The organism is Candidatus Schekmanbacteria bacterium (assembly GCA_016219965.1).
Lineage (GTDB): Bacteria > Schekmanbacteria > GWA2-38-11 > GWA2-38-11 > J061 > JACRJM01.
In genome coordinates, this window is record JACRJM010000002.1 from 165203 (window position 1) to 180897 (window position 15695).

The following is a 15695-nucleotide window of genomic DNA, read 5'->3' on the forward strand; positions in this document are numbered from 1 at the left end:
AATGGAAATAAAAAACAGATACGAAGAACTAAAAAATAAGGTTTCAGATCGCAAAGAGCCATTCAATGAAATTATAAATTTCTTGGAGAATAAAACTAATTGGCTGACCAGTCCTGCAAGTACGAGGTTCCATCTTGCGAAAAAAAGGGGGCTCTTAGAGCATAGCGTTGGTGTAGCTGAAACTACTTTAAAGTTCAGAAGCGCACTTGCGCCGGAAATTTCTGAAGAAAGCTGTATCATTGTAGGTCTTTTTCATGATGTTGGAAAAATAGGAATGCCCGGGAAACCTCTTTATCTGCCAAATGATAGTGAATGGGAAATAAAAAAAAGAGGTATTTATTACAAGATAAATCCGGATGTTGTCCCAATGGGGCTTGCTTTAAGAAGTCTGTATATAGTGAGCAAATATATGCCGCTGTCTGATGCTGAAGCGCAGGCTATTGCTTATCATGACGGGCAGTATATCGAAGATAATAAAATAATAGCGCATAAAGAGGAACCTCTGACACTTCTGCTTCATTGGGCTGACTATTGGACAGCGCATATATATGAAGATGGCAGAAAATATTTCTCTTTGTTATCTTTTTAAGATAATATAATAATTGATATGGCCCTACAAATTAAATGAAAAATCATGAAACAACTAAAGGATTATAAAATTCTGAGTAAATCAGAAAAAAGTATGCTGGAAAGATGTTGCGAAGCTATTAAAGCAATTGACCCTTCTGCAGAAGTTATCCTTTTTGGTTCAAGAGCCAGAGGTGATGCTGAATCAGAATCAGACTATGATTTACTTATATTAACAGACGATGAAGCATCGCTTAAAAAAGAAGATACCTTCCTTGAGCAGCTATTCCCTATAGAGCTTGATACTGGCGCAGTATTCACGGTTATTCTAACAAATAGGAAAGATTGGAGTTCCTCATTGTATGAGGCAATGCCGCTGTATCAGAATATCAGAAGGGAAGGCGTTGTTTTATGAAGGAAGAAGTTAAGGCTTTAATAAAATATCGTCTTGAGCGAGCTTATGAATCCCTTGATGAAGCTAAACTTCTTCTGGAACAAGAGCATGCCAATACCTTTGTTAACCGTCTTTATTATGCCTGCTTTTATGCTGTTTCTGCCTTGTTTGTTATGAATGGGCTTTCTTCTTCAAAGCACAGTGGAGTTAGGTCTCTTTTTCATAAAAACTTCGTCAAATCTGCTTTGATAGAACAAGAATTGGGGAAGTTTTATGACAGGTTATTCAACAGAAGACAGAAGGGTGACTACGCCGATTTTGTTCGCTTTGACGTGAGCGAGGTCAGCGATTGGTATGAAAAGGCAAAAGAATTTGTTGAAACGATAGAACTGCTCATTAAAAAAAATAGCCAATAAATAAACTTTAAAAGAGTTTCTAAAAGCGAACCATAATAAAACTATCTGGTCTTTGCAGGACTTTCTTTTGTGACACCGGGTAGCCTTCGCATTGAAAGTTAAAGCAACCTATTGAGAATCTGCTGACTTCTTCCTGAACATTGCAAGCCTGTCAATTGCTGTTACGCAGAGGAATGTGATGGTGCTGCCTGTCAATGCGCCTGCAATGACATCTGAAGGATAATGAACTCCCAGATACATTCGCGATATTGCTACTAACACAGCAAGGCTTATGAAGAATGCTTTGTACCGCGGAAACTTCATGGAGAAGAAAATCCCCATTGCAAAGGCTGCTGTTGCGTGTCCTGAAGGGAAAGAGCGGTCGTAAAGATATGAACCTATCACATTAACCCAGTCGAGTGAAGTTGCAGGCCTCGGGCGGTTAAAAAATACTTTGAGTTGATGAGATGCAATCTGCGAAAAATACATGCTTACAAGAAATGAGAATGTGTAATAGAGTTTTTGTTCCCTTGCAAAATAAATACTTATAAGCCCTGCAATAAGGACCACCGGGAAGAGAGCCCCTGCATTGGTTATGATTGGCATGAGAAAATCTAATACAGGATTACTGATGCTTATGTTGAAAAAAAATAATATTGCTGAGTCTATTTTAAATAGCAATTCCATTTCAGCCTTTTAGACATTATATCACTAAATGTTTTTTCAACGCGATACCTGTGTAAGATGACCGGCAAGCCATTATCTCTTCTGGCGTTCCTGTCGCAACTATGAGCCCTCCGCCTTCGCCACCCTGAGGTCCAAGGTCTATTATGTGGTCTGCTGACTTTATCACGTCAAGATTATGCTCAATGACTATGACAGTATTCCCGTTTTCAGTGAGCCTGTTGAGTATGCTTAGAAGTTTATTTATATCATCGAAATGAAGCCCTGTTGTCGGTTCGTCAAGTATATAGAGAGTCTGACCTGTGCCTGACCTTGAAAGCTCCTTTGAGAGTTTTACCCTCTGTGCTTCCCCTCCTGAAAGGGTTGTGGCAGGCTGTCCGAGTTTGATATACCCCAATCCTACATCATTCAGGGTTTTAAGCTTTCTATGTGCAGATGGAATGTTTTCAAAAACATTCATTGCTTCGTTTACAGGCATGTCCAGTGTCTCGGCAATGTTTTTCCCTTTGTATCTTACATCGAGGGTCTCCCGGTTGTAACGCTTCCCTTCGCATATCTCGCAGGTCACAAAGATGTCGGGGAGAAAATGCATCTCTATTTTTTTCACCCCATCACCCTCGCAGGCTTCGCATCTTCCCCCTTTGACATTGAAGCTGAATCTTCCGGGCTGATAACCCCTTATGCGTGATTCAGGTACCATTGAATAAAGAAGCCTGATATCTGAGAAGAGCCCTGTATATGTTGCAGGGTTGGAGCGTGGTGTCCTCCCTATGGGCGACTGGTCGATGTTGATTACCTTGTCTATATATTCTATTCCCTTGATCTCCTTGTGACGGCAAGGGTCATCTTTTGCCTTGTAAAAGTTTTTGGCAAGCGCTTTGTAAAGTGTTTCTATAATTAGAGTGCTTTTGCCTGAGCCGGAAACGCCTGTAACGCAGATGAAAGTGCCTAAAGGTATTTTGACTGTTAGGTTTTTAAGATTGTTCCCCGTTGCCCCTGCAATGAAAATATTTTTTGAATTTCCTTTCCGGCGTAATTTTGGGACCGGTATGCTAAGGGTGCCGGAGAGGTATTTTCCTGTAAGAGAGGCAGATGATTTTTTAATTTCGGAAGGTGTTCCCGATGCAACAATTTCCCCGCCATGAAGCCCTGCACCGGGACCCAAGTCTATAATGTGGTCTGCGGCGAGCATAGTGTCCGCATCATGCTCCACTATTATAACAGTGTTCCCCATGTCTTTTAGTTTTCTGAGAGTATCAAGAAGCTTTGCATGATCCCTGTTATGTAGCCCGATGCTCGGCTCATCAAGTATGTATAAAACTCCCATGAGCGAAGAGCCTATCTGTGTTGCAAGCCTTATCCTCTGTGCCTCTCCTCCTGAGAGAGTGCCTGCCTGCCTGTCGATTGAGAGATAATCAAGCCCTACGGAAACTAAAAATAAGAGACGCTCTTTTATCTCTTTTGTTATCCTTCTGGATATTTCTTCATCTCTTCGTGAGAGCTTCAGACTGTCAAACCATTTATAAGCTTCGGCAATGGACTTTGATGTAACCTGCGTTATGTTGAGCCCCTTCAACTTTACTGAAAGATATTCTTTTTTGAGCCTTCCCCCTTTGCATTCAGGACAGAGCATAATCCTCATGTACTGCTCTATTTCCTCTCTTACCTTGTCTGACTCTGTTTCCTTATATCTTTCTTCAAGCCCATGGATTACTCCGTCATAATCTCTTTTGAAGTGATAACTGTTTTTCTTGCTTTCATAGATGAATTCGATCTCAAGCCCCGGGACTCCGCAGAGGATGTCTTCCTGTATCTTTTTTGGAAGTTTATTAAATGGCACATCAAGTCTGAATTTTAAAATCTCAGAGAGAGTTTTTAGAGTCCTTTGATGATAATCAGCAAATTTAGTATGCCATGGGAGTATTGCCCCTTCTTTTAGGGATTTTGTTTTATCAGGCACAACAAGGTCAGGATCAATGGACATAATTGTCCCCAGCCCACTGCAATGTGGGCAGGCTCCGTAAGGGCTGTTGAATGAAAAAACACGGGGCGTAAGCTCCGGGAAACTTATGCCGCACTCAATGCAGGCGAAATTTTCCGAATATGTAGATTCCTCTCCGCCTTCCCGCCCCACGGTTACTATTCCGGCGGAGAGTTTAAGCGCAGTTTCGACTGATTCAGCTATTCTTTTTTGCACCTCTTTTTTTATTACTAGCCTGTCTATTACTATTTCAATGTTGTGCTTCTTTTTTTTATCAATATCTATTTCATCATCAAGGTCTAAGATTTGTCCGTCAACCCTCACCCTTACGAATCCCTGATTTTTTATGTCGAAGAAGAGCTTTTTGTATTCCCCTTTTTTCCCGCGCACCACCGGAGAAAAAATAGTTATCCTGCTTCCTTCAGGCAACTCAGAAATCCTGTCTGTTATTTCCTTTACTGTCTGGGCGCTTATTTCCTTGCCGCACTGGTAGCAGTGAGCTTTTCCGATACGGGCATAGAGGAGACGCAGATAATCGTAGATTTCAGTTACAGTGCCCACTGTGGAGCGCGGATTCTTTGATGTAGTCTTCTGCTCTATGGAGATTGCAGGCGACAACCCTTCGATGCGGTCAACATCAGGCTTTTCCATAAGTTCAAGGAACTGCCTTGCGTAGGCGGAGAGAGATTCAACATAACGTCTTTGCCCTTCAGCGTAGATGGTGTCAAAAGCAAGCGATGATTTCCCTGAACCTGACGGCCCGGTTATTACCGTAATTTTATCCCTTGGTATCTCAAGGCTCAGGTTTTTGAGATTATGTTCCCTTGCGCCTTCAATGTGGATTTTTGATATGTTGTATTTGTCCATAACTTAAGGGAACTATTGAAAATGTTTCGTTGTTTGTCAATATAACTTCAAGGTTGTAATACACAGGCAGGAAGCTTTAAAAAAATATACCGGGAAAAAAGGAGATTTATGATATGCCTGCTGCTCGTGGTTTACCCTTCAAAAGTACTTAGCGAAACTATTGCATATGCTGTCATTCCTTCTATTCTTCCAATAAATCCTAATTTCTCATTTGTCTTTGCTTTGATATTTATCTGTGAAGGATCAATATCGAGAGCATCTGCTAAGTTTTCTCTAATTCTTCCCTTGTAGTCTGCAAGACGAGGTTCCTCTGTAACAATTATAGTATCAATGTTGTTTATTAAGTATCCATTCTCCTCAACCATTTGTTTGACTTTCTTTAGCAGTATGAGGCTTGAAATATCGCGCAGGCTTTCATCTGTATCCGGGAAGTGAGTTCCTATGTCATCATTTGCTATTGCGCCTATAAGTGCATCGCAGATTGCGTGGCTCAAAACATCTGCATCAGAATGACCGCCCAACCCTTTATCATAGGGGATTTCAATTCCGCCAAGGATCAACTTCCGTCCTTCCTCAAATGGATGGACATCGTATCCAATTCCGATTCTCATATTGAATCCTCCGTTCTTGAACAACTTTTCAGCATATATTGTCTCATGAAAATTATTTTATTTAAATGAGATTCTCTTTTAATAAATATTCAGCAATCTTCAAATCTTTTTCTGAGGTGATTTTAATATTTGTTTCAGAACCTTCTATTATTCTTATTTTTCCTTTGATTGCCTCAATCATGGCTGCATCATCGGTGAAATATAGCTTTTTTGAATAAGCGTTTTTAAATGCTTTGTCCAATATTGATTTTTTAAAAATCTGAGGCGTCTGAGCTCTGAAGAGGTTTTCTCTTTCTACTGTTCTTATGATGGATGCATTTTTATCTGTTAACTTGATTGTGTCTGTGACAGGGATGGTATAGATGACACCATCGCAGATGTTTTTTTTAATCATTGCTACGCCGTCATTAATAGTTTTAGGATTAAAGAATGGCCTTACTGCATCGTGGATTATGATGATTGATGACGTAGCACTGCATGATTTAAAGCCGTTCAGAACGGAGTCCTGTCTTTCTTTCCCTCCCTTTACTATGGCTTTAAAGGAAACGCGGGGGAGTGTTTTTTTTAGTTCATGAGACCATAGCTCAAAATCTGTTTCAGGGAGCACTGCGATAATCTCATCTATAAGGGGAATGGATGCGATCTTTTCAATGGTGTGCGTTATTATGGGTTTATTACCGAGTTTGAGGAACTGCTTGGGGATGCTGTTTTTCATCCTCCGGCCAAGTCCCCCCGCAACTACTACTGCCGAGATTGTCATGTATAGGGAGCCTGGTTATTTATACCTGTATTCCTGTGTCCGAATGCCCCTCTGAATCCTTTATCTTGCCGAATATCATTCTCCCGGCAGTAGTCTGGAGGACGCTCGTTACAGTGACATCAATGTTTGAACCAAGGTAGTCTCGCGCATTATCGACAACGACCATTGTCCCATCATCAAGATAAGCTACAGCCTGGCCTGACTCCTTGCCTTCCTTGATGAGATAGACCTTAATTATTTCGCCGGGCAGAACAACCGGTTTTAGGGCATTTGCCAGAAGGTTTATGTTTAATACTATTATCCCCTGAAGCTCTGCGACTTTGTTCAGGTTAAAATCATTTGTCAGTATCTTTGCCCCGATTTCCCTTGCAAGAGCCACAAGCTTTGAATCTACTTCGGGGATCTTGGGAAAATCATTGTCAACCACCCTCACTTCAATCTGGCTGAGTTTTTGAAGTTTGTTAAGAACATCCAGTCCACGTCTTCCGCGATTTCGTTTAAGGCTGTCAGAGGAATCAGCAATGTGCTGCAATTCTCTAAGGACAAACTGCGGGACTATCAGGACTCCTTCGAGGAAATCTGTTTCGCATATATCATAGATTCTGCCGTCGATTATGACGCTTGTATCTAAGATTTTGAAACTTTCCTTTTCCTGCTTCCCGCCAAGAAAAGGAAGAATGCGGGAAAATTCAGTATTAGATGCCTTCCTCGCAGCAAGTGCTGCACCGAGATAGCCAAGGATGCAGTAAATTATTGGATAAATGCCATCTAATAAAATTTGTAACTCTGTATTGCGCAGTAAAGTTCTTATGATAATGTTGCTTACTACGAGCCCTGATATAAGACCAAACGTTCCAAAGCAGACTATTTTTATCGGGATTCTCGAAAGCTTTAATTCTAAACCAACAGCTAAAAGACCTATTATTGCTCCTGCTATAAGTCCAAAAATAAAGTTGCTGCCGAAATCCGGAAAAAATAAAGTATGCCTTCCAAAAAATAAAGCACCAAAATATGAGGATAGAGCAATTGCTATTATCCTTAGCACTAACATTGTAGAGCCTCCTAACTGGAGATTGTATTATGGAATAAATCAATTCTATTTTTCCGCGAAGATATTATTAAGCATTTCTTCTGCTTTTTCCTCAGCGATATTTTTAGCGAAGGATATTTCCGTTACTAATAGCTTTTTGGTAGTATCAAGAATCTTCTTCTCTCCGAAAGAAAGTTCTTTTTCGTTTTTGGCATACATCAGGTCCCTGTAAACTTCTGATGCTTTTTCAATGGAACCGGTTTTTAATTTTTCCAGATATTCTGTGTGCCTGCGGTTCCAGTTAGGATCGCCTTCCTCAGGCGCGCTACGCAATATCTTGAAGATTTTTTTTACTTCTGAATCTGATATTATGTTGCGGAGGCCTACTTTTGTTGAATTTTTTACCGGAAGAAGAATTCTCATTTTATTTTCAATGAGTTCAAGGATGTAATACTTTTCCGAATTGGTGCCAATTTTCTTTTCTTCTATAGCTCTTACAACAGCTACGCCATGCCCGGGATAAACTACATGAGTATTAATTTTAAATGACTGGTTCATACTTATAGACTTCCCCTAATTTAACATTTACGTATTATTTTCTATAAGGTTTACAAAAGTCAAGCTAATTTTCTTTTGAGAAAAAGAAGCAATTGAGTTCTTATCTGGTTTAAAAAAATAAAAAATACAGAAAACTATATTAAAAGGCCTTTGCCTGGGGAATTATAGAAACCTATGCATATGTTTTTACAAAATTTCAATTAAGAGGGAAAAGATTTTATTTCATCTTCTATACTTTTGATCAGTTCTGAACGTCCCTCGCCTGTGACAGAAGAGTAGAGAATCGGTTTGATTTCCGGACTTTTTAAAAGCCTTAACGCTCTGCAGATTTCTGTTTGCATGGTCAATCTTTTACTGCGGGGCAACTTATCAGACTTGGTAAGAACATAGATAACCGGTACATAGTTTGCATCTGCCCATTCTTTTAATTCTATGTCATCCTTAGACGGGATTACCCTTATATCGAGAAGACTCACAATTATAATGCTTTCTGAATTTGAAGTCAGAAAGCCGTCTACATTTTTGGATATAGATTGCTTTACAGACATGGATGCTTTTGAATAACCGTAACCCGGAAGGTCTGCAAAAATAATCTTATTTTCTATCAGGAAAAAGTTTATTGTCCTTGTCCTTCCCGGGGTGGAACTCACTCTTGCAAGTTTAATATCTCCGGTAAGGTGGTTAAGGAGAGAAGATTTCCCGCAATTTGATCTTCCTGCAAACACGATAAAAGGATAATCGCTTTTTATCAGATCTGAATTGCAGGGGTATGACCCGATAAATTTGGATTCTAATTTTCCTTTTGTGCTTATTTTAATGTTTGGTCGTGGTTGAAGCTGGTGTTTCACTGGCAAGCGGCTCCGCTGCATAATCCTTATCGCTCAGAAAATCATCAAGTATTGATTCTCCCGGGAGCTCTTTTACAAGCGCTGTTTTTAAAACTTCATCAACATTATTTACAAAGATAAAGTTTATATCTTTCTTTATATTGTCTGGAATCTCTTTTATGTCTTTTTTATTTTCTTCAGGAATTATAATTGTTGAGATGCCTCCCCTATGCGCAGCCAGCACTTTTTCCTTAAGACCGCCTATTGGAAGCACACGTCCGCGCAGAGTTATCTCGCCTGTCATTGCTATGTCATTCTTTACAGGTATTCTCGTTAATGCTGAAGCAAGAGCTGTCGCCATCGCAATACCTGCAGAAGGGCCGTCTTTCGGGATGGCTCCTTCCGGAACATGTATATGGATGTCTATTTTTGAGAAGAATGCTCTATTAAGTCCTAACATCTTTGAACGAGACCTTAAATAGCTGAAGGCAGCTTGAGCAGATTCCTGCATTACATCTCCAAGTTTCCCTGTAAGGGTTAAACTCCCTTTCCCAGCCATTATGGTAGCTTCGGTAATCAGAAGCTCTCCGCCAAACTCTGTCCATGCAAGCCCCGTTGTTTGTCCTACAAGAAACTCTTTTTCTTTTACACCATAACGGTATTTCTTGATGCCGAGATATTCCTCTAGATTTTCATCATTAATAGAGAGTTTGACATCTTTTCCCTCTTTGACTATCTTCTTTGCTGTCTTTCTGCATATCGAGCTTATCTCTCTTTCAAGATTTCTTACCCCGGCTTCTTTTGTATAATGTCTGATTACCCCAAGAATTGCTTCATCTGTGAACTCAAGGTTCTTCCCGGTAAAACCATGCTGATCTAACTGCTTGGTCAAAAGGTATTTCTTGGCAATATTGAGCTTTTCATCTTCTGTATAGCCTGGGATTCTTATAATCTCCATTCTGTCCTGAAGAGGCTGAGGAATAGCTGTAAGAACATTGGCAGTTGTAATGAACAGTACCTGTGACAGGTCAAAATCAACATCCAGATAGTGATCGTTAAATGTGTCATTCTGCTCCGGATCAAGCACTTCAAGTAATGCTGCTGATGGGTCTCCTCTGAAATCCATAGACATCTTATCTATTTCGTCCATAAGGAATACGGGATTTTTCGTTCCAGCCTTTTTCATGGACTGGATTATCTTTCCCGGAAGTGCTCCTATGTATGTTCTCCTGTGTCCCCTGATTTCAGCCTCATCACGCACTCCGCCAAGAGAAATCCTTACGAACTTCCTGTTAAGTGAACGTGCGATTGATTTGGCAAGAGATGTTTTACCAACACCCGGAGGACCTACGAAGCAGAGAATCGGGCCTTTAAGCTTTTTTACAAGCTTTCTTACGGCTAAAAACTCTATTATTCTTTCTTTTGCCTTTTCAAGGCCATAGTGGTCTTCGTCAAGAATTATTTCGGCTTTTTCAAGGTCTAAGCGGTCAGGAGTTTTTTTGCTCCAGGGCAGGGATACCAGCCAGTCGAGATAGTTTCTTACTACAGTTCCTTCAGCCGACATGGGCGGCATCATCTCAAGTTTTTTGAGCTCTCTTGCGGCCTTAGTTTCAACTTCCTGCGGCATCTTCGCTTTTTTGATTTTTTCCCTGAATTCATCTATCTCAGACTTTCCATCTTCCTGCTGTCCAAGTTCATTTTTTATCGCTCTCATCTGTTCGTTTAACAGATATTCGCGGTTTTTCTTCTGGTCTTTCGGTTTACTGTGTGCTTTCTTTTCAGAGATCAGTATCTCCATCTCCCGTTCAATAAAATAACAAAGCTTCTGGAGGCGGATAGTCACATCATTGGTCTCAAGCAGTGTCTGTTTGTCTTTAACTTTAAGAATGGTATGAGCAGCAATTGTGTCAGATAACCTGCCAGCATCCTCTATATTTACTATTGAGGCAAGTGCATCAGTAGAAATATGCTTTCTTAATTTTACATATTCTTCAAAAAGCGGGATTACTTTTCTTATCAGGTTTTCCTGTTCGTATGAATAAGTCCCTTCATCAGGTATGTCGTCTGCAAGTACCTGAAAATAATCTTCACTAGGAATAAATTCTTTTATTCTTACCCTTTTTATTCCTTCAACCAGGATCTTAATGGTTCCATCGTGAAGTTTTAAGAGCTGGAGGATTTCCCCCTTTGTTCCTATAAGAGAGATGTCAGTTTCTTTTGGTTCATTGACGCTTGCCTGTTTTTGCGTTGAAAGGATAATCTGTTTGTTCCTGTTCATCGCTTCATCCAGTGCCTTTACCGATTTTTTTCTCCCCACAAACAGCGGTATTATCATGTGGGGGATGAGCACAACATCTCTCAAAGGCACCAGCGGATAAATTACATTATCTTCATTCTTTTTGTCTTTTTTAAATATCATTTTTTTTAGTCTTTCTGTCTTACTGAATGATTAGTATTAACTTGCTTTTTTGTAAAGGATTATCGGGCTGGTATTATTGTTGATGACATCTTCGTTGATTACACATTCCTCGATAGTTTTTTGAGAAGGAAGTTCATACATGATATCAAGCATTACTGATTCAAGTATTGCTCTTAATCCTCTTGCACCGGTCTTCCGTTTTATAGCTTCTTTAGCAATAGCTTTCAAAGATTCTTCAGTGAAATGAAGCTTTACACTTTCGAATTCAAAGAACTTCTGGTACTGCTTCAATATGGCGTTCTTGGGTTCAGTAAGGACTTTTATTAATGCGCGTTCATCAAGTTCATCAAGAGTTGCCAGCACAGGCAGTCTTCCTACAAATTCCGGTATAAGCCCGTACTTTATAAGATCTTCAGGTTGGCTCTGTGCCAGAAGATGACCAATGCTCTTCTTCTCGTTCTTTGTTATTTCACCGGTAAATCCCATAGTCTTTTTGCCGGTTTTTTGTTCTATTATTTTGTCAAGCCCCACAAAAGCACCACCGCAGATAAAAAGAATATCAGTAGTGTCCACCTGAATAAACTCCTGGTGGGGATGTTTTCTCCCGCCCTGAGGTGGTACGCTCGCCAGTGTGCCTTCTATTATTTTAAGAAGTGCCTGTTGCACTCCCTCTCCTGAAACATCTCTTGTTATTGAAGGACTTTCTGTTTTCCTGCTTATCTTATCAATTTCATCTATATATACGATTCCTTTTTCAGCTTTGCTCACATCATAATCTGCTGATTGGAGAAGCTTAAGAATGATGTTTTCTACATCCTCGCCTACATATCCGGCCTCAGTGAGAGTGGTTGCGTCAACTATTGTGAAAGGAACGTCGAGAATCTTTGCCAGAGTCTGGGCAAGGAGAGTCTTACCTGAGCCAGTTGGGCCAATGAGAAGAATATTGCTTTTTGTAAGCTCTATGTCATCATGCTTACCCTTGGCATTTATTCTCTTATAATGATTATAAACAGCAACTGAGAGAATCTTCTTTGATCTTTCCTGGCCTACGACATATCTGTTCAGGATATCATTTATCTCTTTTGGTTTGAGAAGCTTGTAGCTTTGTTTTATCTCTTCTTCGCCAAGGTCTTTTTCAATTATTTCACTGCAAAGCTCAATACATTCATCGCAGATGAAAGCTGATGGGCCGGCAATTAATTTTTTTACTTCACCCTGGCTTTTATTACAGAACGAACAAAAATGACCATGTGTCGACATGAATCGCTCCTGAAAAGTTACTTACGTTTGTGGATAATGTCGTCAATGATTCCGTATTCTAAAGCTTCTTTTCCACCCATGAAAAAATCCCTGTCAGTATCATTCTGGATTTTTTCAGGAGACTGTCCTGTGTGCTTGACTAATATGTTATTAATAGTGTCACGGATACGAAGAATTTCCTTGGTTTGAATTTCAATATCTGTTGCCTGCCCCTGAGAACCTCCTAAGGGCTGATGTATCATTATTCTAGCATTGGGAAGGGCAAACCTTTTCCCCTTTTCCCCTGCGGCAAGAAGTACAGCGGCCATACTTGCAGCCTGCCCCATGCATATGGTTGATACAGGACATTTGATATACTGCATTGTATCATAAATCGCCAGCCCTGAAGTTACCACTCCTCCCGGGCAATTTAAATAAAGGTGTATCTCTTTAGTTGGATCTTCACTTTCGAGAAAAAGGAATTGGGCAATTACAATATTTGCGAGCTGATCATTGATCCCTGTGCCTATAAAAATGATTCTGTCTTTGAGCAGCCTTGAATAAATGTCGTATGATCTTTCCCCGCGGCTCGTCTGTTCGACAACGATAGGAATAAGCGTCATGTTATCTTCTCCATCATCTTGAGAGAGTGTTTTCATATAATGAGGCAACAACCATTTTGGTTAGAGTCTGCTAGATATTAGAATAGCCCAGTAAAAAGTTCAAGACCTTTTCTTCCAGAAGCCTATCCTTTAAATATTCAAGCACTCCGTTCTTTTCGTATATGCCCCTTATTTGCTGAGGATCTTTTTTATAAAGGTCAGCATGTTTTTTAATTTCTTGATCAACATCAGCGTCTTCTATTTTTATAACTTCTAATGATGATAATTTTTCAATTATGAATCTTGTTTTGACTGCTCTTTCAGCTTCACTCCTTATTTCGTTTATAAACTTTATCACTTCTTCTTTGTTGAGGTGAGAGATGCTTTCACCTCTCTGCTTTAGATTTTCTTCCCAGTTATGAACCATCATTTCTGTTTCCTGTTCAACAAGTGATTTTGGAGGTGTGAAAGGATTCTGTTCTATAAGCTTTGTAATAAGTTCCTGCTTGCTGTCTCTTAGCGCTATTTCTTCTTTTGCTTTTAGCAGCCTTTTCCTTATATCGTCTTTGAGCTCAGCCATAGTGTTGCCGTTTCCCACGTCCTTTGCAAACTCATCATCTATGGCAGGCAGGATTTTTTCTTTCAGTTCTTTAACACTAATTCTAAAAAGAGCTTTTTTCCCAGCAAAATCCTTCTGCCCGTGTGTTTCCGGATAAGTGATGGTTATATCCTTGTTCTCGCCGGGTTTCATTCCAAGCATTTCTTTTTCGAGTTCCGGCAAAAGCTCTCCTTTTCCAAGCGTTGCCTTTGCCTCCTTTACCGGTTCAGGAAGGTCTTTCCCTTCCATTTCCCATTTGAAATCGAATATGATTTCATCACCTTCACGTGCCTCTCTGTCTCCGGCAGATTTTAACTCAGCGTGATCGATTCTCAGTTTTTCGATTGTCTCGTCAACTTCGCTTTCCTCTATTTTAACTTCTTTTTTTTCTACTTTTATATCTTTATAGTTTTGCAGATTGAGTTCTGGTTTGACCTCAGCTGTTATTATAATATTTAAAGGCTCTCCTTCTGTGAGAGCGCATTCTTCAACTGCATACTGTCCTATAATTTCAAGTTTTTTTTCTGATATTGCCTCTTCGCAGGCCTTTGGCACGATGTTTTTTAAAACCTCAGACTCAATGGCCTCCTTGTAGTGCAGTTCAACGAGCTTGCGAGGAGCTTTTCCCTGTCTGAATCCTTTAATTCTGGCTGCGGCGCTCACTTTTTTTATTGCGCTGTTAAATTCGGTTGATACCCTTTCTGCGGGTATCCCGATTTTAAGTTTCCGTTTACAATCTTCAACCTCAGTAAGTTCTATTTGCATTTTTTTCCCTTTCAAAAAAGATAGTCATCATTGCGAAAGGGGGGAGTCGAACCCCCATGGTTGCCCACTGGATCCTAAGTCCAGCGCGTCTGCCAGTTCCGCCACTTTCGCATTCCGTGCATATTAAAGGTTTTTCATGCGATTTGTCAAATTTTACAAACTAATAACTGTTTAGGCCTGTAATCCATTTGATAATATTTTCTTATAAACTATACATAAATATTAAGAGGATGTGAGTTGATGATTTTTTTGACGCTTTGCAGGATTTGAGGAGGAGAGGACTATGAAAAACTTTTTTCTGATAATGGCTATGGTTTTATTGATTGTAGGCGGTTGTTCTAATAGTGAAAGCATAGATAAAAAGGAGGTGACTGAAGTGAACGGTCAGACAAATTTAGAAAAAGCAACCTTTGCGGGAGGTTGTTTTTGGTGTATGGAGCCCCCATTTGAAAAACTAAACGGCGTAGTTCAGGTTTTAGCAGGTTATACAGGCGGGCGCGTGGGAAATCCAACCTATGAACAGGTTTCTTCAGGCACTACAGGACACTATGAGGCTATTCAGATTGTTTATAATCCAGTTAAAATATCGTACCAGCAGATTCTGGATGTCTACTGGAAACAGATTGATCCTACAGATGGAGGAGGCGCTTTCGTTGACAGAGGTTCGCAATATATGTCTGCAATATTTTACCATAACGATGGGCAGAAACGTCTTGCAGAACTTTCTAAGGCTAAGCTTGAATCGTCCAGGATTTTTGACAAACCTATTGTCACAAAGATAATAAAATTCGAAGCTTTTTACAAAGCGGAAGATTATCACCAGGACTATTACAAGAAAAGTCCATTGCGATATCAGGTATATAAGGCAGGTTCTGGACGTGAAGAAACTCTAAAGAAAATATGGGAAAAAGCAGGAACTAAGATGGATTATAAGAGGCCTTCTGATGATCAACTTAAAAAAGAGCTTTCACCTCTTCAATACAAGGTAACACAAGAGTGTGCGACTGAACATGCTTTTGACAACGAATACTGGAATAACCACAGGGAAGGGATATATGTTGATGTTGTTTCCGGTGAACCTCTCTTCAGCTCAAAAGATAAATTCGATTCGGGAACAGGCTGGCCGAGTTTCACCAAGCCTCTTGAACCAGATAATGTTGTAAAGAAAGATGACAGAAGCATGTTTATGGTGAGAACTGAGGTGCGTAGCAAAAATGCAGATTCGCATTTAGGCCATGTGTTTCCCGATGGGCCTGCGCCAACCGGACAGCGCTATTGTATAAATTCCGCTTCCATAAGGTTTATCCCAAAGGAGGATCTTGAGAAGGAGGGTTACGGACAATACAAGAAACTTTTCGAGTAGATGTAAAGTAACCCAGAAAATTGAAAAATCAGGCC

At 40.1% G+C, this 15695-nt stretch carries 15 protein-coding genes and 1 tRNA gene; 4 read left to right on the forward strand and 12 right to left on the reverse strand.

All coding sequences use genetic code 11. The features are described from left to right. The first annotated feature begins 1 nt into the window (after position 1). From HZA77_01595 to HZA77_01605, 3 genes are all read left to right on the forward strand, one after another. Positions 2–589 carry an HD domain-containing protein gene (locus HZA77_01595; protein ID MBI5374101.1) on the forward strand — a complete coding sequence of 196 codons (588 nt, stop codon included), beginning with the start codon at positions 2–4 and terminating at the stop codon, positions 587–589. Positions 590–682: 93 nt separating this feature from the next. Further along, complete coding sequence (locus tag HZA77_01600) at positions 683–982, forward strand: nucleotidyltransferase domain-containing protein (GenBank protein ID MBI5374102.1); 300 nt, start codon at positions 683–685, stop codon at positions 980–982. After that, positions 979–1377, forward strand: a complete 399-nt coding sequence (locus HZA77_01605; GenBank protein MBI5374103.1) for a HEPN domain-containing protein — start codon at positions 979–981, stop codon at positions 1375–1377. Before HZA77_01600 ends, HZA77_01605 begins: the two co-directional genes overlap by 4 nt. A gap of 108 nt (positions 1378–1485) precedes the next feature. On the opposite strand, the gene HZA77_01610 is transcribed toward HZA77_01605, so the two are convergent. The 12 genes from HZA77_01610 to HZA77_01665 form a co-directional block, all read right to left on the reverse strand. Then, positions 1486–2043: a phosphatase PAP2 family protein gene (locus tag HZA77_01610; GenBank protein MBI5374104.1), complete on the reverse strand. Its 558-nt coding sequence runs from the start codon at positions 2041–2043 to the stop codon at positions 1486–1488. 16 nt (positions 2044–2059) lie between these two features. Continuing rightward, positions 2060–4888, reverse strand: coding sequence for an excinuclease ABC subunit UvrA (gene uvrA / locus HZA77_01615; protein MBI5374105.1), 2829 nt, complete (start codon positions 4886–4888; stop codon positions 2060–2062). 131 nt (positions 4889–5019) lie between these two features. Beyond that, positions 5020–5499, reverse strand: a complete 480-nt coding sequence (locus HZA77_01620; GenBank protein ID MBI5374106.1) for a 2-C-methyl-D-erythritol 2,4-cyclodiphosphate synthase — start codon at positions 5497–5499, stop codon at positions 5020–5022. Positions 5500–5560: 61 nt separating this feature from the next. Beyond that, entirely contained in the window at positions 5561–6259 is a 699-nt protein-coding gene (gene ispD, locus HZA77_01625; protein MBI5374107.1) for a 2-C-methyl-D-erythritol 4-phosphate cytidylyltransferase, read from the reverse strand. 19 nt (positions 6260–6278) lie between these two features. Beyond that, the gene (locus HZA77_01630) at positions 6279–7310 is read right to left on the reverse strand and encodes a PIN domain nuclease (GenBank protein MBI5374108.1); all 1032 of its coding nucleotides are present in this window, start codon (positions 7308–7310) and stop codon (positions 6279–6281) included. A 45-nt stretch (positions 7311–7355) separates the two neighbouring features. Beyond that, positions 7356–7847, reverse strand: a complete 492-nt coding sequence (locus tag HZA77_01635) for a CarD family transcriptional regulator (protein ID MBI5374109.1) — start codon at positions 7845–7847, stop codon at positions 7356–7358. Between the two features lie 200 nt (positions 7848–8047). Beyond that, complete coding sequence (gene ysxC / locus HZA77_01640; protein MBI5374110.1) at positions 8048–8695, reverse strand: ribosome biogenesis GTP-binding protein YsxC; 648 nt, start codon at positions 8693–8695, stop codon at positions 8048–8050. Continuing rightward, positions 8661–11093 (reverse strand): endopeptidase La, encoded by a 2433-nt coding sequence (gene lon / locus HZA77_01645; protein ID MBI5374111.1) that lies wholly within the window; start codon positions 11091–11093, stop codon positions 8661–8663. The genes ysxC and lon overlap by 35 nt, the downstream gene beginning before the upstream one ends. Before the next feature lie 36 nt (positions 11094–11129). Beyond that, the gene (gene clpX / locus HZA77_01650; GenBank protein MBI5374112.1) at positions 11130–12353 is read right to left on the reverse strand and encodes an ATP-dependent Clp protease ATP-binding subunit ClpX; all 1224 of its coding nucleotides are present in this window, start codon (positions 12351–12353) and stop codon (positions 11130–11132) included. Between the two features lie 17 nt (positions 12354–12370). Then, complete coding sequence (clpP, locus tag HZA77_01655) at positions 12371–12955, reverse strand: ATP-dependent Clp endopeptidase proteolytic subunit ClpP (GenBank protein MBI5374113.1); 585 nt, start codon at positions 12953–12955, stop codon at positions 12371–12373. 70 nt (positions 12956–13025) lie between these two features. Beyond that, positions 13026–14297 carry a trigger factor gene (gene tig, locus HZA77_01660; GenBank protein MBI5374114.1) on the reverse strand — a complete coding sequence of 424 codons (1272 nt, stop codon included), beginning with the start codon at positions 14295–14297 and terminating at the stop codon, positions 13026–13028. Positions 14298–14328: 31 nt separating this feature from the next. Then, positions 14329–14408: transfer RNA gene (locus tag HZA77_01665), tRNA-Leu, on the reverse strand. Positions 14409–14580: 172 nt separating this feature from the next. On the opposite strand from HZA77_01665, the gene msrB reads away from it, so the two are divergent. Then, positions 14581–15660 (forward strand): peptide-methionine (R)-S-oxide reductase MsrB, encoded by a 1080-nt coding sequence (gene msrB / locus HZA77_01670; GenBank protein MBI5374115.1) that lies wholly within the window; start codon positions 14581–14583, stop codon positions 15658–15660. Positions 15661–15695 lie beyond the last annotated feature (35 nt).